General features: G+C 54.5%; 13 protein-coding genes. 5 read left to right on the top strand and 8 right to left on the bottom strand.

Going from position 1 to position 19,521, the window contains the following annotated elements; translation table 11 throughout:
- The first annotated feature begins 28 nt into the window (after positions 1–28).
- From SV7mr_RS10485 to SV7mr_RS10495, 3 genes are all read left to right on the top strand, one after another.
- Positions 29–1,096 carry an NAD(P)/FAD-dependent oxidoreductase gene (locus SV7mr_RS10485; protein WP_145271744.1) on the top strand — a complete coding sequence of 356 codons (1,068 nt, stop codon included), beginning with the start codon at positions 29–31 and terminating at the stop codon, positions 1,094–1,096.
- Positions 1,097–1,455: 359 nt separating this feature from the next.
- Positions 1,456–3,216, top strand: coding sequence for a divalent metal cation transporter (locus tag SV7mr_RS10490; protein ID WP_145271746.1), 1,761 nt, complete (start codon positions 1,456–1,458; stop codon positions 3,214–3,216).
- Positions 3,217–3,445: 229 nt separating this feature from the next.
- Positions 3,446–4,714 (top strand): PQQ-binding-like beta-propeller repeat protein, encoded by a 1,269-nt coding sequence (locus tag SV7mr_RS10495; protein ID WP_145271748.1) that lies wholly within the window; start codon positions 3,446–3,448, stop codon positions 4,712–4,714.
- Positions 4,715–4,741: 27 nt separating this feature from the next.
- Here SV7mr_RS10495 and SV7mr_RS10500 read toward each other — a convergent pair whose 3' ends face one another.
- The gene (locus tag SV7mr_RS10500; protein ID WP_145271750.1) at positions 4,742–5,338 is read right to left on the bottom strand and encodes a hypothetical protein; all 597 of its coding nucleotides are present in this window, start codon (positions 5,336–5,338) and stop codon (positions 4,742–4,744) included.
- A gap of 35 nt (positions 5,339–5,373) precedes the next feature.
- Positions 5,374–6,075: an ATP-binding protein gene (locus tag SV7mr_RS10505; protein ID WP_145271753.1), complete on the bottom strand. Its 702-nt coding sequence runs from the start codon at positions 6,073–6,075 to the stop codon at positions 5,374–5,376.
- 825 nt (positions 6,076–6,900) lie between these two features.
- On the opposite strand from SV7mr_RS10505, the gene SV7mr_RS10510 reads away from it, so the two are divergent.
- Positions 6,901–8,562, top strand: coding sequence for an SHD1 domain-containing protein (locus SV7mr_RS10510; RefSeq protein WP_145271755.1), 1,662 nt, complete (start codon positions 6,901–6,903; stop codon positions 8,560–8,562).
- Positions 8,563–8,688: 126 nt separating this feature from the next.
- On the opposite strand, the gene SV7mr_RS10515 is transcribed toward SV7mr_RS10510, so the two are convergent.
- The 6 genes from SV7mr_RS10515 to SV7mr_RS10540 form a co-directional block, all read right to left on the bottom strand.
- Positions 8,689–9,099, bottom strand: a complete 411-nt coding sequence (locus SV7mr_RS10515; protein WP_145271757.1) for a DEAD/DEAH box helicase family protein — start codon at positions 9,097–9,099, stop codon at positions 8,689–8,691.
- Between the two features lie 242 nt (positions 9,100–9,341).
- Positions 9,342–11,348 carry a flagellar filament capping protein FliD gene (fliD, locus tag SV7mr_RS10520; protein WP_145271758.1) on the bottom strand — a complete coding sequence of 669 codons (2,007 nt, stop codon included), beginning with the start codon at positions 11,346–11,348 and terminating at the stop codon, positions 9,342–9,344.
- Positions 11,349–11,704: 356 nt separating this feature from the next.
- Positions 11,705–13,123, bottom strand: coding sequence for a flagellin N-terminal helical domain-containing protein (locus tag SV7mr_RS10525; RefSeq protein ID WP_145271761.1), 1,419 nt, complete (start codon positions 13,121–13,123; stop codon positions 11,705–11,707).
- 287 nt (positions 13,124–13,410) lie between these two features.
- Complete coding sequence (locus SV7mr_RS10530; protein ID WP_145271763.1) at positions 13,411–14,832, bottom strand: flagellin N-terminal helical domain-containing protein; 1,422 nt, start codon at positions 14,830–14,832, stop codon at positions 13,411–13,413.
- 240 nt (positions 14,833–15,072) lie between these two features.
- Positions 15,073–16,485: a flagellin N-terminal helical domain-containing protein gene (locus SV7mr_RS10535; protein WP_145271765.1), complete on the bottom strand. Its 1,413-nt coding sequence runs from the start codon at positions 16,483–16,485 to the stop codon at positions 15,073–15,075.
- Positions 16,486–16,578: 93 nt separating this feature from the next.
- Positions 16,579–16,854 carry a flagellar biosynthesis anti-sigma factor FlgM gene (locus SV7mr_RS10540; RefSeq protein WP_145271767.1) on the bottom strand — a complete coding sequence of 92 codons (276 nt, stop codon included), beginning with the start codon at positions 16,852–16,854 and terminating at the stop codon, positions 16,579–16,581.
- A gap of 213 nt (positions 16,855–17,067) precedes the next feature.
- Here SV7mr_RS10540 and SV7mr_RS10545 point away from each other — a divergent pair, with 213 nt between their 5' ends.
- A complete protein-coding gene (locus SV7mr_RS10545; RefSeq protein ID WP_145271769.1) occupies positions 17,068–19,521 on the top strand; it encodes a tetratricopeptide repeat protein in 2,454 nt (817 codons plus the stop codon).

Below are 19,521 nucleotides of genomic sequence, written 5' to 3' on the forward strand. Positions count from 1 at the left end.
GGTTCTTCGTTTAGGAGTTTAGAATATCGTGGCTGAGACAGTCGAAAAAACAATCATCATTGGAAGTGGACCTGCTGGTTGGTCGGCGGCGATTTATGCCGCTCGTGCTAATCTGAACCCCGTCGTCTACGAAGGGACCGTCAAGCCTGAAATGATCCCTTTGGGGCAGCTTGCCTTTACAACCGAAGTTGAAAACTTCGCCGGTTTTCCTGCGGGCAACGTCCGTGCGTTTATCGAGTCTGCGGTCGATAAAGATCGTCACTGGAACTTGCCACCGGTCCCACAGGGGCACGAGAAAGACGGCCAGCCGCACTACGCGGTCCAGGGCGTTGAATTGATGGAGTTGATGAAGCAGCAGGCGCTGAACTTCGGCACTCGCGTGGTCGGTCAAGACATCGTCAGTGTCGACTTCTCTGAGCCGATCAAGAAATTGACAACCAGCGAAGGTGACGTCGTTCATGCACACACCGTGATCATCGCGACCGGTGCACGAGCAAATTACCTGGGGCTCGAAAGCGAAGAAGAATACAAAAACAAAGGCGTCAGTGCCTGTGCGGTCTGCGATGGTGCGCTGCCACTGTATCGACGCAGGCCGCTGGCCGTTGTCGGCGGCGGTGACACGGCGGTCGAAGAAGCATCCTATCTGGCCAACCTGGAAGGTGCCGATACGATCTACATGTTGGTGCGTCGCGACGAGATGCGTGCCAGCAAAGTCATGCAGAATCGCGCTCTCAATCATCCAAACATTGAAGTGCTTTGGAACACGGTCGTTGACACGGTCGAAGGTGACGGCAACGTTGTCAACAACCTGAAAGTCAAAAGCACGCTCGATGACTCGGTGCGTGACTTGCCCGTCGGAGGCATGTTTGTCGCCATCGGTCACACGCCCAATACCACGTTCCTTGGCGACGCAGTGCAGATGAACGAGGCGGGGTACATCCAATGGACCAAGGCGTTTCGCACCAACACCAGCGTTGATGGCGTCTTTGCCGCCGGCGATGTCGCAGACGATTACTATCGCCAGGCCATCACTTCGGCAGGAACCGGCTGTATGGCAGCACTCGATGCCGAACGCTTGCTCGCGGAGATGGAATAGCCATCCCCAGGACGGTACCACCGATTCAAACACGGTACCACCGATTCAAACACGGTACTACCAATTCAAACACGGGCGCGAACTTCTTCGTGTCCGTGTTTTTTCATGGTCGGTGCATCGGCCACGGCGGATCATGTCGCCTAGCTGGCCCGGTCAGCAGGGCGACAAACCCCGGGTGCACCGTGTTGCTGATTCTGGCAGCTGAATCGGCGACAATGGCTGAAAAATGGCCGTGATTCGCGGTTTCTGGGGCCTGTGAGTAACATGTTTGGCAGTCGATTGACTATAGTCTGCCATGCAATTCATTCGCACTGCTTCGAGTTTCAGTGCCTCTTTGACACCAACGCCCGCCTCCGCCGATGACTCAGAAAAGCTCCGACAGCAACACTCATTCCAAAGTTCAAGCCGATCGTGAGGTGTTGTTGGAGGCCCAAAAGAATGGCAAGACGCTACGCGCCTTCATGAAACTCTCTGGGCCGGGTTGGTTGCAAGCAGCGATCACGTTGGGAGGCGGATCACTCGGTGGTGCACTGTTCTTAGGTGTACTCGGTGGAACCAGCATGCTGTGGATCCAATTGTTCGCCATCATCATGGGTGTGATCATGTTGTCGGCGATCAGTTATGTGACTTTGTCAACTGGCAAGAGTCCCTTCAAGTCAATGAACCAAGAGATCAACCCGGCACTCGGTTGGGGCTGGTTGATTGCAGCGGTTGCTGCCAATGTGATCTGGTGTATGCCTCAGTTCGCACTGTCGTTTGAAGCACTGGATCGCAACTTTCTGGGAATGTTTGATTACCAGTTCCAAAAGACCCCGCAGGCCAAAAACTTGGTTTCGCTGGCGATGTTCATGGTCGCCAGTGCGGTCGTGTTGTTGAACATGAAACAAGGTCGCGCGGCGAAGCTGTTTGACATCATCCTAAAGGTCATGGTCGGCACGGTTGTGATTTGCTTTTTTGGTGTGGTGATTTTGCTGTTCACCAAAGGCGGCATTGATCCGGGGGCCTTATTGGCCGGCTTTATCCCTGATTTGACTCAGTGGAATCACCCTGCCGGAGAAATTCGTGAAGTCATTGCCGGGATGACCGAGCAAGAGGTTGGCGCCTATTGGACGGACACCATCGTCACAGCGCAGCGGAATGTCATGATTGCTGCTGCAGCCACCGCAGTGGGAATCAACATGACGTTTCTGTTGCCGTTTTCAATGTTGGTTCGTGGCTGGGATAAACCGTTCCGCGGTCTGGCTCGCTTTGACTTGGCCACCGGGATGGCGATCCCCTATCTCTTGGTCACCAGTTGCGTGGTCATTGCGACTTCCGCAACGCTCCATAACCAACTGGATGATCACTTAAAAAGCACTGACATCGCGCAGATGGAGAAAAGTGAATACTTCTCTGCCATCAAACCGATCCTGCAAAAACGCGTCGTCAGTCTGGATAAAACGGGCCAGTTCGACGGACTGAGCCCGGAAGAAGTCGATGCGCTTGCATTGCCGATGATCGCCGTGCTTGGTGAAAACGAAAAACGCGCAGCGATGTCGCTGGTCAAACCCAACGCCTTTCAGCTTTCAAAAACCCTCGAGCCATTGCTGGGCGAAGGTCCTGCAAACTTTGTGTTCGGGATCGGTGTGCTCGGCATGGGATTCAGTACGATTGTGATTCTGATGCTGATCAACGGCTATGCCATCCGCGAAATGTTTGGCGGTGGCGATTCTCCCGTCCCCTTCGTGATTGGATGCCTGTTGGCGGGGCTGTTTGGCAGCCAGTGGTGGGTCTTCTGGGGCGGCGACACCAAGTTTTGGTTTGTGATCGTGGCCAGCGTGTTGGGATCGATGCTCTTGCCAGTTGCCTATGGATCGTTCTTCCTGATGATGAACAGTAAACGGATTCTGGGCGACGAAAAACCAACGGGTTTCCGGATGATCGTCTGGAACGTTTTGATGCTGTTTGCCTTGGTCGGGGCCACCGTCGCGGCCGGTTCGGCGATCTACACCAAAATGATGGATAAGCAGCATCCAATGGTGTTCCAAATCATCGTGGGCGTGCTGATCGTCTACTCGTTGCTGATCATTGCCGGATTCATCTGGAACGGAAATCGCCGCAAGCGAGCCTTGGAATCGTAGGCGTTTCCAGGGCACGGCAGTGACGTCATCTGGACTCGCCCGAGCAAGCTGGAATCGCTTGCTGGCCCCAGCGAGTGCGTTCTGCCGGTATGTTTCACAAAGCCACGCCCACAAACGGGCAGGCATTTTTTGCCGGTTCCGGTTATAGTATCAGCCCCACCTTCGCCGTTTCGTGGCCGCCGCGGAACGCACTTCGCCCACCCATTGAATTGATGGATGATCCACTGCTATGAATCGCATGTTCTTCAACGCTTTTGCAACTGGTCTGCTGGCCACTTCGTTCACCATGGATTTGCCTGCTGCGGACTGGAGTCAGTACCGCGGACCTGCAGGGACCGGAATCTCAGCTGAATCGGTCGACACCCATCAAGCCAAGGCAGCCACGCTGGCGGCGGACTGGAAATCAGAGACGCCGTTAGGATTCAGCTCGTTCGCGATTGCTGATGGACGGGCGTTTACAGTGATTGCCAAGGAGGACAGCGAAGTCACGCTTGCTCTGGATGCCGACACCGGCAAGACCCTTTGGGAGTTTCCAATGGGCAGCAGCAAGTACAAACAGGGAGGTGGCAACGCCGGTGCCAGAGGCAATGGCGGCGGCGATGGGCCACGCAGCACGCCGGCGATCGATGGAGACAAAGTCTATGTCTATGATTCGTACATGGTGTTGCATTGCTTGAATGCCAAGACTGGAAAGCTGCAATGGAAGCAAGACATTCTGGAAGACTACTTCGGCCGGCAAATCCGTTGGTTGAACGCCTCCAGCCCTGTGATCATTGACGACATTGTGATTGTCAGTGGTGGCGGTAAAGGCAAATCATTCTTGGCCTTCAACAAAGCGACGGGCGAACAGGCCTGGGCGTCCGGTGATGAAACCATCACTCATGCGACGCCTGTGATTGGGAACCTGGGCGGAAAAGACCAAGTGGTGTTCTTCGTGCAATCCGGTTTAGTCGGAGTGGATTACAAGACCGGCAAAGAATTGTGGCGCGGCAAGTTTCCATTCAGCGTTTCAACCGCAGCGTCGCCGGTCATCGATGGCAATTTCATTTATTGCTCGGCTGGCTACGGTGTGGGGGCGTCCCTGTTTGAGGTTGACCTGTCCGGCAGCGAACCGCAGGTCAAGCAGCGTTGGTTCAAATCCAATGAACTGATGAATCACTGGAGTACCCCCGTCCTGCATAACGGACACTTATACGGCTTGTTCGAGTTCAAAAAATACGGCACGGCGCCCCTGCAATGCGTTGAACTCGCCACCGGTGAAATCAAGTGGAAGGAACGCGGGTTTGGTCCCGGCAATTGCATTCTGGTCGGCGAGACCTTGGTCGTGCTCTCTGACGCAGGTGAAGTCGTTCTGGTTGATGCCGATCCCAGTGAATACAACGAACTGTCACGCAGCGATGTCTTGGAAGGCAAATGCTGGTCAACACCAGCCTACAGCGATGGCAGTGTGTTTGTACGCAGCACGCTTGAAGCCGCAAAGGTTCCTGTCGCCAAGTAACTTGCGAGTTGCGAGTGGTTCGCCTGCTTAGACGTCCAGCTCGTCCAGGTGATCGATCAACGCGTCTAGATTGTCATCGCTGCGAGACACACCTTGCGGCGGTGCGGTGTCCACTGCCGGAACGCTTGGGCTAGCAGGCGGTGGTGTTGAAACCGCTTGATGAACCGATTCGCTGCTCTGTTGCGTTCCCTGCTTGCTGGGTGGTGTCAGGCCACCGATCGAAATGGTCTTCACCGCCAGCGAATCCTTTAGTCGATTCAGTTCCTGCATGATCGCGATCGGATCGGTGCTCTGTTTTAGATCAAACAGGAACAACCGTCGCGAGCTAGAGCGTTGCTCCGTTGGCGGAGTGGGATCCATCTGATGGGCACATCGATAGCCGTTGAAGTCAATCGCTTGCAAGGCATCGTACAGATTGCTGGCGTCGCGCCAATCTAAAACGGCCGCTGGAACGGTGATCCCTTCCAAGGTCATTCGATCGGTCGATTCTTTGCCAAGTGAATCAAGGCGATCGATCAAGGTCAGATCCAGGCCAGGGCGCCCGATCAAATTTCCCACAAGTTGTTCGGCTAAAGCGACACCGCTAGCGGGAGGATTTTGAATCAGAATGACAGGCAGTCGCATCTTGTGAACCAGGGCTGTAAGTCAGGTCGATTGGTTTAGTCCAACATCTGTGGACCGCTCGCCAACTGGGCATGAGCATCTTCGACGACGTCGTAAAGTTCAAACCATAAATCGCGAAGATTGGTTTGTGAAGTAATCTGCCGACCTTTGACTTCTTTGAGCACTCGCTGTCGGACTTCATAGGGACTGTCTGTTAGCAGGTCGTCCGCTAGGCTGCACGCTAGCGTGGGGGACATGCTGGAGTGGTGTAAGGTGTCAAATCCACTGATTGGCTGGTGGCTGGTGGCCAGCAAGGCAACCTGTTTGGACTGCGAAAGCTTCACCGCTCGACGCTGGTGGAAACCGAGCATTTGTTCCCAGCCATCAATCACCAGCATGCTGCCAGTGGGCAATGCACGAAGATCCGTGATCACCTGCTGGCCCGATCGCTTGCGCTGCAACAGTCGTTGGGACCAGCTGCGGCGTGGATCATTTGTCAGTTGTTTAAAGACCACAGGTTGATAGCTGTCCTGCAGTCTCGGTAGCAGTGTATGCAGCAGCGTGCTCTTGCCAGTTCCATGAGCGCCCACAACCTGAGACCGCAGGTGAGACTTTAGCGACAGCATCATTGCGTCGAGAAACTGATTGATGTGGTGGGAGCTGCTGCCGTTTCGCCCAGGAGTGAATCGGTACCGGACGCGGGAGGGAGCAATCGCGTCAGTACGAAACGGATTTTGCAGTTCATACGGCGATCTCATGTGTAGCCCCTCTGCATGCCGATGTTGCCCGTGTCCCGCCGAATAGCCCGTGCCTTCCAACAGCCAGGCGATGGAAGACCGCCGCTAATCACTGCGTGCCTCAATGACCGTTTGGACTGCGTGCCTAGAGTCGGGTGGTATCACCATAGAACTTCATCGGGACAGTTTGTCGCCAGATTATACGCGATTGGGGCGTGATTGGGATACCTGTTCCTTGGCCGGGGCAGGGGTAATTCTTGGGGCCCCCTCTTCGGACTCACCGCCAGGTCTTATCTTCCGTGATCAAGCGAGACAATCGGTGGAGTGAGCTGATCGAGGTACGGACTTCAAACGAACCTCAGCGGCATGCCGAATGCCTTTTTCAATTCGCTCGGCATCCTTTTCATCATTGTTGCCGGCCATTGTCGATTGGCTGCCAGGGCTTTGTTTGGCTGCACAGGGCTTTGTTTGGGTGCACAGGGCTTTGTTTGGGTGCACAGGGCTTTGTTTGGGTGCACAGGGCTTTGTTTGGGTGCACAGGGCTTTGCCCGCGCATGCCAGGCTCGCAAAGGACATACGGATTTTTGGAATCTTGGGGCACGCAAGCGTCCAGTGAACCCATCGAGGAACAACTCTAGTAACGGCTTGATTAACATTGGCAGTCGAGATCGATCACCTGTGATTGAATGCACGGACAGCATGCGACTGTCTGTGCAATTTGTCTTCGCTGAGTTGACGGCAAGTTGCCATCTGATCGATGAAGGGGCATAATGGACTGGTAAAGACAGCTCGACCGCGTTAGCGCGACACGGTGCCGTTGATTCTTTCCCACCTACGGAATGACCCGTGAGAACTTGCATTATTCTTCTTTGCTTATGCTTTGTGAACTCTGCCTTCGGGCAACAGTTGGAATATCGTTGGAAGCCCGGTCAGAAGTTTTCTTACGACGTCAAAATCGTCGTTGACGCCGTTGACGAAGTCGTGACCTATCAAGGGATGACTCACTATACGGTCGTGACTCTTGGCCCCGATCAGAGCACCGTGACGTATCGAGGCGGCTTGACAGAGTCCAAACGTCAAAAGAATGCCGGCGGCAATCGAGTGCCGTTTGGCCCCCCCGGCTTTGGTGGTCCACCAAGTCCTTTTTCGCGGCCCACCTTCGCCGGGAAGACGCAGACCAGTAATAAAATCACGATCACCACGCGTGGCGAGGTTTTGGCGATGGAAGGCGATTCACAGCTGCCTTATCTGCTGGGAAATGTTTCTTTGCTGCCGTTTGAGCTGCTGCCCGACGGCCCAAAGCGTACCTGGGAGGATGATTCAGGGATCGCGATCACAAAACGCGAACAGTCAAATTCGCCCTTTGGTTCGTTTGGCCCCCGCGGTGCGTTTGGCCCCTTCGGTCAGGACAATAAAGAAAGTGTTCAAACAGCTGGTGAACGGAGCACCTATCAACTGGGCAAACGGACCGGCAAACTGGCGCTGGTGAACAAGAGCTATCAGCTCAGCACCCCCAAAAGTAACGAGAATCGGACGTACTTGATTCAGGGAAAGGGCACGTGGACGTTTGATTGCGATGAAAACGTTCCTCAATCCTCTTCCATGCAGATGGTGTTGAGCGTTGCATCTGGTAATCAGACCAATCGAATTCCGATCGCGATTCAATACAGCCGTGTCTCTGCGGAAATTCTGGCGGAGATGAAGGCAGACGCGGATAAGCGAGCCGCCGAAGCTGCTCGAATGGCGGCCGAGAAAAAGGCTTTCGCCGAGAAACCACTGACAGCCGCCGAAAAGGCAAAGACGTTGGCGGCTCTGGAAACGGGGATGGAAGTGCAGCGGGTCGAGGTGCTGAACCAGTTGGCGCTAAAAACTCCGGCTGATCGGGATCCAGAGATCGTGGCGGCCATCAGTAAGTTGATCAATCATCCACAGAAAGGAACGGCCATTGCCGCCGACAAGGCCTTGCGCCAGTGGTCCCCCGACTATGCGAAACGCATGAAGTTGGCCAAGAGTTATCAAGGACCCTCGCCAGTTGGTTCGACAGGTCTGGTTGTTGAATCAACGACGCCGTTGTACGTCGGCCAGCTCGTTCAGGCTCAGCGGCCTCGCCGGGGATCCTTCTGGCGTGCGGCTCGTGTCAAAGAACTCCTGGCCGATGGGCAGGTGAAACTGGCCTTTCTGACGTGGGGCAAGGAGAACGATCGTGACACGGTTGCAGTGTCACGCCGAATGATCCAGTTGGCGCCTCCAGAATTGGCCCAACCAGCGGCGCCTGCTGTTTTGCCGGCAGCAAACCCTGCTAACGCGGCAATGCGGACTTGGAGTGACGTGACAGGGCGATTCAAAATTCAAGCAGAGTTCGACAGCCTGGAAGACGGAAAAGTCCGTTTGCGAAGAGCGGACGGCAAGCTGCTTGCACCGTTGCCCTTAGAGAAACTGAGTGCTGCTGACCGCGCCTTCGTCGAGCAACAGCAGGCGGAAGATGATAATCCGTTCCGAGTTGAGTAGCTCGGATCGCTGAATGGATCAAGACGTTGGCCATTGGTTGGTCATCAGGTGCCAACGTCTTGTCAGTCTTGGCGTTCAATCCACTGAACGTTGTGAATTGAATCGTTCCTGCCAGCAGACGCTGGATCAGCCCACTGATTCGTAGGAATCGGTCATGGGCAGTGGTTCGATCTCACCATTGTGTTCCATTTCGATGGCTTGGTCGGCAATCTGGCGAAATCCAGATTGGATCGAGTTAGCAATTTTGATTGCCGGTTCGTAATCGTCTTGATCAATCTTCTGCATGATGAAGTGCAGCAGTCGGGCAATGTTGAATGCGATTTCGTTCTCCTCGGGCCGCAAGCCTGACAGAATCGCCGTCATCGCTTTGTGGGTGTCAAGTTGATGTTTGACAAGCAAACTGTCATTTTTCTCTCGCTGTGCGTCGCGGCACATTTCGAGGTCGCCAATCAGGCGATCATACAGTTTCAGTAGAATCTCAATCCGAGTCAGTCCGGAATCAAACTTTCTGCGTTGATACTGTTTCAGAGGTTCCATACAAGGTCAAGTCTAGGAGGGAGGAGGGAAGTCTAAGGGGCGAGTCGGGAGGGGCGAGTGGGGAGGAGCGAGTGGGAAGGAGCGAGTGGGAAGGAGCGAGTGGGAAGGAGCGAGTGGGAAGGAGCGAGTGGGAAGGAGCGAGTGGGAAGGAGCGAGTGGGAAGGAGCCTTTCAGGGGTCTGTTGCGGCGAGCATCATGGTGAGTCCTCTGTGCGGCCATGATGCACCGTCGATCGAGTGGGGTTAGCCATTGTTATTGTTGTTGGCGTTTCGAGCACTCGCGTTTAGCGCAGAGAGCTGCGATGTAACAAAGGACCCGGTGTTTTGGAGTTCAGCAATCACCGATTCCAGGGCGCTAAATTCATCAAGCAATGATTGACGCCGAATTTCAGTGATCTCGAGTGTTCGCTCGATAGACGCATCAATTGACGCGATCTGATCGTCCAGGGCGTCATTTTCAAACTTCAGCACGCCGGTTTCTGAATTCAATGCGCCGTCAAGAATTTCACGCAACCGGCTTGTCAGACCTTGCGTCAGAGTCAATTGTCCATCGACGCCAGCGACGACTTGGCTGGATGATAGCGAGACATTGAGTCGGAGGTCGGCAGTGGTTTCATTTTCACTGTCGCCGACCAGGGATCGCCCCAGCCCAGCGGCCTCTTCGGTCACGCCATCAACAATGAAACTGCCTTCGACGTCTTGGCCTGTCCCGGTTTCGGTGCCATCCAAGCCCAGTTTTGCCAACGCGGTGCCAGAGATCGACGCAATGGAAGCATCGTTTCCATAGCCGATGGTGCGAATGACTAATCGGTTGGTGCCATCGACGGAAACCGTCACGTCGTTGGCCCCAAGTTCGCTGGAGTTGTTGATGACATTTTCTACTTCAGCAGCCAGTTCTGCTTCGGTGTAGGTCCCCGAGTTCAGGGTCAGGGTTTCGCTGGTCACTCCGTTAAGTGACAGTTGAATTTGATCGCTGGTATTATCGATCGTGATGGGACCGACCAAGGCGTTGGTGGCGGTTGCGACGGCTTGCTCGGCCGCTTGCGTGATGTCGATATCAAACGCAGTGCCAGTGGCCTGCGTTCGCGTGCTGCCGCCAAGGTACTTGATCCCTGGATTGGTGGAATCACCCGCGACACCGAACAGCTTGCGAACGTCTTCTGGATCAATGCCCTGAATGTCTCCATTGAGAGCATCTTCAAGGGTCGAGGAGTTAAACGTCAGTCGGCCTTGCAAGTTGATGTCGATCCCGACTTGGCTTAATCGAGTCACCGTCGAACCGCTGATGGTGCTGGTCACGGTTGTGAGTAGTTCGGTTTGCAGCGTGGTCACGGCTCGTTCGCCCAGCAGTGGACTGGCTTCGTCCGTCTCTGGGTTGTAGGCGGTCTGTTGGTCAATGAACTCCATCAAGCCGTTGAAGTTCTGGGTGAAGGTTGTCACCGCATTGACGACCGATTCGTTGTCGTTCTCAACGCCAATGGTGACGACGGTCCCCGGGTCGGCAGACTTTAGATCGAGGGTAACGTTTTCGATCAGCCCATCGATGATGTTTGAATCATATTCGGCCAGAATGGCTCCCGCTCCGCTACCCAGCTGAATGACCGCATTCTCTGCGGATTGGACGGGGGTTCCGGCAAATGAAATCACGGTGCCCGTCAATGGATCTTGGCTGTTGGTGATCGCGATCGTGTTGTCGGCTCCCGTGTGCCGCGAGGTCATCAGGACTTTGTAGGCCCCCGCTCCCTGATCAAAGATGATGCTCGCATTGACGTCATCCAATTGCTCGTTGACTGCATTGACAAAGCCTTCAAGCGTATTGTTGGTGGTGCTGATGGTGACCGTTTGCTCTGGGCGTGAGCCAACCCGAATGGCGATGTCCCCAGTGCCGATCGTGTCACCGGTGTTAGCGAATCCCTGGGATGCCAGTTGTTCTGCGGTCGCGGTTTGCTGAACGCTTAGCTGATATCGAGCTTCGATGGCGCCACTGTCGGCAGTGGCTTCAATGATGTCGGTGTCGCTAGACGATGCCAGACGAGCATCAAACACAGAGTTCGTGGTTCGGTTGAGCGCGAACAGCGACGAATTCAAAGTCACCAGCTGTGCTTCAACGCCTGCGAGAGACGTTTGCTTGGTGGTGATCTCGGATTTGCGAACCTCCAGCTGATCGACTTGGCGCTGCTGAAATGAAAGCAGGCTTTCGATGATCGATGTTGTATCGATACCAGAGACAAGTCCGTCGATATTAAACATGGCTGTGATCTGGGGTTTGGCTTGCAGGTTGGCTGCAGTTCGGTGTCTGATCCGTTTTGAGGCCAGTCGTTTCCAGCGGGAAACAGCACTTGCCGGTTCTTTCGTTATCGGTGCTTGGGATTCGGTTTGCAGCGGACACAGGGTGTTTGCGTCCGCGGTGACGGAAGTACCCGCAAGCAACGTGTTGGGTTTGACTTGTTGTGTTGATTATGCGTTGGCCGACAACGGACAGCGAACGGCTGGCAAGTCGTGAGAAGAATGAATTTGATTTGCCTTGCAGACGACGATCAGGGATATCGTAACGATATCCCTGATGTGCTTGATTGATTGGAATCCGCTAAGCGGAATGGCGTGCCTTAGACGCTTGACAACAAGGCCAAGATTGACTGAGTCGTCTGAGTCGCACTGGACAGTACCTGAGTACCGGTCTGAACCAGAATCTGATTGGCTGTGAAGTTGGCAACTTCTTCGGCGAAGTCGGTTTCACGGATAATCGATTCTGCAGCAACGGTATTTTCTAGAGTCGATCGCATGTTGTTAGCGACCGATTCCAGAGTGTTGGCCTGGAAGGCACCCAAGGTCCCACGAGAGCTGGAGATTTCATCGATGGCGGCATCAATGACTTCCAGCGCGTCCTGAGCGTTGTCGTAAGAATTGACATCGATCTCAGCCAAGCTGTTGAAACCGTTGCCTGACTGTGCCGTGCCAAGTGCATCTGTACGGACGTCGTTGATGGCAATTTCTGCCATTTGATTGCGGTTCGCGCCAATCTGGAATTTCAGACGGCTTGTGACCACGGAGACATCACCCGCCGCACCGGTGACCGATTGCGTCAAGGTTGTCGTGCTGGTAGTGTCTTCGGCGATACGAACGACAGTTCCTTTGGAAGCGCCTTCGGTACTCGTTAGCACATCACCCTTGCCGGTCGCAGCCAAGGTGCCGATCGTACCAGCGACATTGACACCGGTATCGGTTGTCAGCGTCGTACCAAAGCCAGTGCTGGTCGCGGCGCTCGCGGTGTCTGAAACGACACTGATGTCAGCATCCGAGCCAAAGGCTTCGGTTCGAAGTCGGATCGCACCCGTGTCCTCAGCGACAACACCCGTCTGCGTGGTGAATTCGTTGATCCGTGTGATGACCGCCGCTTTAGTACTGCCCGCATTGACCGTGATGTTGACATCGTTGATGGTCAACACTTCGTCGGCGGCAGTCGTGGTCGTCGTCGCACCGGCTGTCACGAAGGCTCGTTCAGCGACAGTGGTGACAGCAACGGCGTATGTGCCGCCTGTCGCATTCTCCCCACCTTTGACAAAGGTGACATCACTGGTGGCGGAACCCGACACGCCTGATGATCCGTCCAACAGATTCTTCGTGCCGAACTGGGTGTTGTTGGCAATCCGATCAATGGTGTCCAGCGCGTTGTCAATTTCAGCTTGGTTGGCCGCGATGGCCGCTGAGTCATTGACGCCGGTGTTAGCTGAATCAAGTGCCAACGAACGCATCTTGACCAAGATGCTGTTGATCTCTGATAGAGCACCTTCAGCAGTCTGGACGACCGACGCAGCCTTTTCAGAGTTTTGGATTGCTGACTGCAGACCAGCGATTTGAGCACGCTGTTTTTCCGAGATGACCAGCGCCGCAGGTCCGTCCGATCCTCGGTTGATTTTGAAACCGGTGGAAAGTCGTTCGATCGACTTGTTCAGACTGTTTGTGGAACGGTTCAGATTGTTTTGAGCGTTCAACGCGCTCACATTACTGGCAATGGTTAACGCCATTTCAAAATTCTCCGGCTAAGAGATTATTTCAGTTGCATGAACAAGTACGTTCATGCTGAACCCTAGCTTGCGAACATGGAGCCGGACTTAAATAGAAATGATAAACTTGCTCAGATTTGTCAGGTGTTTAGCCTCACGTAGAATGCCAGCCCAAAGGGTATAGGAATTGAGATCTGCAGTTGGGGCAAAAGAAAACCGGCCGCTGGAGTCCAGCGGCCGGTTGGCATTGCTACTTTGTTACGTTGCGTTGACCTGAGAATGTCGAAGGTCAAACAAGGTTCATTAACCTACTGCAACAAGGATAGAATTGACTGCGTCGTCTGAGTTGCACTCGACAAGACCGATGTGCCAACCTGCACCAACGTCTGATTGTTGGTGAACTCGGCGACGGTTTCGGCAAAGTCGGTATCGCGAATCACGGATTCGGCAGCGACAGTGTTTTCCAGAGTCGATCGCATGTTGTTGGCAACCGATTCGAGAGTGTTCTTTTGGAACGCTCCCAAATCACCACGCAGCGTGGAGATCTCATCAATCGCATTGTCAATCACTTCCAGAGCATCTTGTGCATTATTGAAGGAGTTGACGTTAATTTCAGAGAGGCTGTTGAACACGTTGCCCGACATCGCAACACCCAAGGCATCCGTTTGGATGTTATTGATTGCGATTTCGGCCGTTTGGAATCGGTTGGGTCCAATTTGGAACTGCAGCGCCTGGTTCTGAACCGCAACTGTCCCCTGAGCACCGGTGACGGTCGAAGTCAACGTGGTGGCTGAGGTAGTGTCCTCACCGAGTCGCACGATGGTCCCTTTAGAGGCGCCCTCGGTGCTGGTCAGCGTATTGCCTTTGCCGGCGGCAGCAAGCGAGTTGATCGTACCGGAGATGTTAGCACCGACATCGGTTTGTTGTGCCGTTCCAAAACCGGTTGAACTTGCCGCACCGGTGGTGTCACTGACGATCGTGATGTCCGCATCCGAACCGAAGGCCTCTGTACGCAGACGGATTTCGGCACCCGCTGGGTCATCAGCAATCACACCTGTTTGCTCCGTGAATTCGTTGATTCGCGTAATCACACCGGCCTTGTCCGTTCCACCATTGAGCGTGATGTTCACGCCGTTAATGGTCAGGACTTCGTCGGCGGCCAGAGTGGTGGTTGTGAAGCCAGACGAGATGTAGGCTTGCTCAGCAACACCGGTGACCGCAACATCGTAGACGCCCGAGTAAGTGTTCGGACCGCCCTTGATGAAGGTGACGTCGGTGTCACTGGTTGACCCACTCACACCAACGCTTCCATCGAGAAGCTGCTTGGTGCCGAACTGGGTGTTGCGTGCAATTCGATCGATGGTATCAATCGAATTGTTGATTTCGGCTTGGTTGGCAGCGATCGCATCGGCATCGTTGACACCGGTGTTCGCGGAGTCCAATGCCAGTGAACGCATCTTGACCAAGATCGTATTGATTTCGTTTAGCGCGCCTTCAGCCGTTTGAATCACGCTAGCTGCTTTTTCCGTGTTTTCAATCGCGGTACGAAGGCCCGCGATTTGAGCACGTTGCTTCTCTGAAATCACCAAGGCAGCAGGGCCATCTGCACCTCGGTTGATTTTGAAGCCCGTTGATAACCGCTCGATCGATTTATTCAACGCATTGGTTGATCGATTCAAGTTGTTTTGGGCATTAAGAGCAGGGACATTGGATGAAATTACCAAAGCCATCTTTCATAAACTCCGGACGTGAGATCATTTCATCTTCCTTGACCGTTGAGTTCTTCCATGGCGTTATTGGACCGCGCCGCTTCACAAGGAAGCCGGACGTCGGTGGACAGTTTGTTTGATCATGGGCACCCCCGTGCCGCCTGTCAGACTCACGCCGCGCTGGCGGGCATTGGTCCACATGATCGAACGTTTAATTGCTTCTCCTTTCTCCCGGAGCCATGTGCTGTGGCCCCGTTTGACTCACTGAAGCAGTGCCAGGATTGCCTGGGTGGTTTGGTTGGCAGAGGACAATACGGATGTCCCTGCTTCAACCAAGATTTGTGAATTGGTAAAGGTGGAAACCTCTTCTGCAAAGTCTGTGTCGCGAATAACGGATTCGGCGTTGACCGTGTTTTCCAACGTGGAAAGCATGTTGTTGGCCACCGACTCCAGCGTGCTCGCCTGAAAGGCTCCGAGTTCTCCTCGAATGCTTGAAAGTTCGTCGATCGCTGCATCAATGACTGTCAACGAGTCCTGGGCATTCTTGAAGCTTGTCACATCAATCTCGTCCAAACTGGTGAACACCGATCCAGTCGTGTTGAGTGCCAAGGCATCAGCACGGACGGATTGGATGGCGATCTGAGCGGTTTGGTTCTGATTGGGTCCGATCTGAAACACTAGTGCATTATTTTGTGTAGATATCGTTCCTTGGAGACCGTTTTCGGACAAAACGGGGTCAGCAGCAGATTCCGCGATGCGTACCACGGCTCCTGTTGAAGCGCCCGCGATGCTGGTAAGCACGTTTCCGTTGCCAGATGCGGGGATACCGTCAATTTCGCCAGCGATGTTCAGACCAATGTCCGTAATTTTCGTGGTGCCAAAACCTGATGAGTCGACAGCCGCGACGGTGTCCGACGCGACGCTGATTTCCGCATTGGAGCCATACTGGAGTGAGTATAGTCGCGTGGCGCCGCCGCTGATGTCGGCGATCACACCCGTTTGGTCGGTGAATTCATTGATCCTCGCGACCACGCCGTTTTGGTCCAGTCCCAGATTCAAGTTGATGCTGACTCCGTTAATAAACAGGACTTCGTTGGCCGCCAAGGTCGTTGTCTGCGCGGTCCCAGCAGCAATGTTGGCGCGTTCAGCGGCTGTGGTGACGTCAATGGTGTAGGTCCCATCGCTGGTGCTGCCAGATCCGCGTAGGAACGTGACATCGGCATCGCTGGCGGTGCCGGAGATTCCAGCTGAGCCTTGCAGCAGTTGCTTTTCGCCAAACTGCGTGTTTTCTGCGATGCGGGTGATCGTATCCAAAGCGCCGTTAATCTCTGCTTGGTTTGCGGCCAGGGCATCGGCATCGTTGACTCCGCTGTTGGCGGAATCCAATGCCAGTGATCTGACTGTGATAAGGATGCTGTTGATTTCGTTTAAGGCGCCCTCGGCCGTTTGCACGACTGCGACACCTTTTCGAGTGTTGTCGATGGCGGTTCTGAGGCCGGCAATTTGTGAACGCTGTTTTTCTGAGATCACCAGCGCCGCAGGGCCGTCGGCTCCGCGGTTGATTTTCAATCCCGTTGAAAGACGCTCAATGGATCGTTCCAGTTTTGCTTGGGAACGATTCAAGTTATTGCGGGCGTTTAGAGCTCCGACATTATTTGCAATGGTCAGTGCCATCGTTTCCTAACCTCCTGTTAGTCAAAAAGCGACATCCGTTATCGCTGTAGCGCTTATTGTTCACGCAATTTGTGTGAACGGTGACGATCTTGCTTACGAGTCCAGAATCGAACTCGCTGTGTCGATCGCGGCTTGTCGTGTGTTGTATTCTCCGTTGTCTAGTTTCGACCTCACGTCATCGACAACTGCTTGTCGAATCTCCGAGGCTTGCTTCGTCGATTGAAGCAGATCACGAAGGGAGTCCAATTGAATCTTGGTCGAAGAGGGCTGCGCCTGTGATGACGAGGTATCGTTGTGTTGGTTGACTGCTGGTGAGTCAAGACGCCGATACTCCGGCGGGGAGGGATTGCCAACTTGATTGATTCGCATGTCTTTTACTCCGCATTGGGTGACTGAGAAAGTTGTCGTCTCTGGGCTTGCATGCTTGCGTATAAAACCTGTAAGCCGCAGAGTTTTTCTAGACGATAATGTCTTAACGAATGCAGGGGCCACGATGCATTTGCTTGATTGCTCGGTTCTACGGAATTGCCGACGCAGGTGTCTATCGAGATTTGGCCCCGCAATTTACGGAGAACTCAGACTGTGATTCGTACCGAAGCCATGTGGATTACCGGACTGTTGGCCGCTTCCTTCGCAGGGGGTGTGATTGTCAACTGGCCGTCAGCGGACAGCCTTCCGGGGGCGAGCACCGTCGATTCAAGCAACTTGTCGCCGAGGGTTTCCCCTTATTTGCCTGGCTCTCCAGGGACCGGAAACTTCCCTCTGACCCCGTATCAAGATCCTGCAACTGCGCTGACCACTGGCGCGGTCTCCGTGGGCAGTGCCGCTTCGTCGGCGCCGAACATGGCGGGTGCCGAGAGTCGACAGCAACCACCGTCTGTGAACCCAACGCCGCGGCCGCAAAACTCAGATGCGATGCCAGACGATTCTGGTTCACCGAATGATCCAAACGCGACCGGCCTCAAGCAACCGCCCAAACAAGGCGAGTCGGTTTGGGGGCAGTTGACTGAAGATGCTTCCACGCAAGTTCCTTCGGCGGACAATGGAAATGCTGCAGGTGGTGCGTCAAACGCAGTGCCGACCAATCAAGGTGTCGTGCCGGAGGCTGTCCAGCTTGGCGATCGACTGCTGCTGGGCGGTAACGCTGAAGGCGCTTACGATCATTGCCAGCGGTTGTGGTCGTTGGAAATGGATCGCCTGGCCCCCTGGCAGCTGGTTCGCATGGCGATGGCGGCCGAATTGTCACAGCGATTTGATTTGGCAAATGATCACTATCGACTGGCGATCAAACGCTCTGCTCCGGGGGCCACGGTGCAGTTGCTGGCTCTGGAAGGCATGGCAAGAACACTGAACAAGGCCGGGCATCGACGCGAATCACTGGCACTGCTTAGCGAAATGTATCTGATGTATTCCGATGCCGCTGTGCCGGAACTGTTGCGACAAGAGATTGCTCGTCAGCTGGCCAATGGCTTGCAGCAGCAGTTTAATGAATCGCCCATCGTCAGTGAATTGATCGAAAATAAACGTTTGCAGTATCACTACACTGAGCCTCCGTTCACTTACTTGTTGCAATTGCTTGACTCCGTCGGGGCCGATCAGGGTTTGGCGTCACCGCACGTTGGACTAGAAGTCTTGCAGCAGCCCAGCCCGATGGCCGGCGTGGTGTTAATCAAAGCTCAGCTAGCTGGACGTGCCTACCTGGACCTGATCAATGAACTCCAAGGGATGACGGAGCTGACGTTTGTGGTCAGTGATCGGGCGAATCGTGAATTGGTTGGGCGTTTGCTAAACGTGCAGACCTCCGCGATGTCCTTGGCAACGTTTTTGGACATGGCGTTGCAACCGATGGATTTGGTTTGGCAGCAAGAGGACGCCCAGATCACTGTCGCTACGCGGGCCGAACTGCAGAAGAAAGACCTGGCGGCTTATGATTACGATCGGCTGGCGCGGCTTCTACAGCAGTTGCAGTTGTTGTATCCCAAAGGCCAGGAGCAAGCCGTTGCCGTCATGCACGCTGGCAATAATGCTCGGCTGGCAGGCATCTGGGAAAACGCACGGGACCAGTACCGCGCCGCGCGAAAAAGCGAACCCAACGGTGAACTCAACGCTGTGTTGCATTTCAACGAAGCTTCGTTGCAAATGGCCGAGGGCGAGAAAATTGAAGCGCTGCACAATAGCTACATGGCGCTGGATCAGACGTTGCAGGCGGAACTGCAAGGCGAAATCCACGGCATGATTGCAGATCTGGAAATCGAGGTCGGCAACATGGAAAAGGCCGTCCGCGCTGCCTCGAGCGCGACGCGACATAGCGACGACCCGGAGGTGGTTTCCAAAGCCGTTCTGGCGCTGGCAAGAGCGTATCTACTGCAGGAGCAATTTGACGATGCAAACCGGGCTTTGTTTCAAAACAAAGATCGCGTGTTGGGGGATATCCCTCAGCGATTGGCCTCGCTTTTTGGTTCTTACTGCAGGTATCAAAAGCATGTCGATAAGCCCGGGTTGCAAGACGAGGGGCAGCGTCTCGTCCTGGCTCTTGCCGCAACGCGAGATCAGGACATCCAGAACTTTGCTGACGCGTTGATCGCGGCGCGTGCTTACAGCGCCATCGGGATTCGCAACCGGTCTGTCGAACAACTGAAGTTTGCCTTGCAAGAAGCCCCAACCGGTTACTGGCAAGAACGTATCCGCTACGCACTCGCTGATACCCTGTATCAAGCGTCGCAACTGCGAGAGGCCGCAGCGGTGATCAACGAATTTAGGAAGGTTTCCCCTGACCTGTACCCCAAGGTGTTGAACCTGCAAGCCAGAATCCTTTTAGACAGCGGGAACGCAGATGCCAGTGAAACGATCTGCCGAACCCTACTGGAGTCACCGCTAACGCGTCAGCAACAAGCTGATGTCTTGGGGGTGCTCGGCAATACACTGCGTTCACAAGGCCAGCACTATTCGGCTGCCTTGTGCTTCGCCGGCTTGCTTCCTGAACCCGTTCCAGACCCGATTGTGCCCGTTACCCCGTTGCCCAACCCGCCACAATGA

Source organism: Stieleria bergensis, assembly GCA_007745635.1.
Classification (GTDB): domain Bacteria; phylum Planctomycetota; class Planctomycetia; order Pirellulales; family Pirellulaceae; genus Stieleria; species Stieleria bergensis.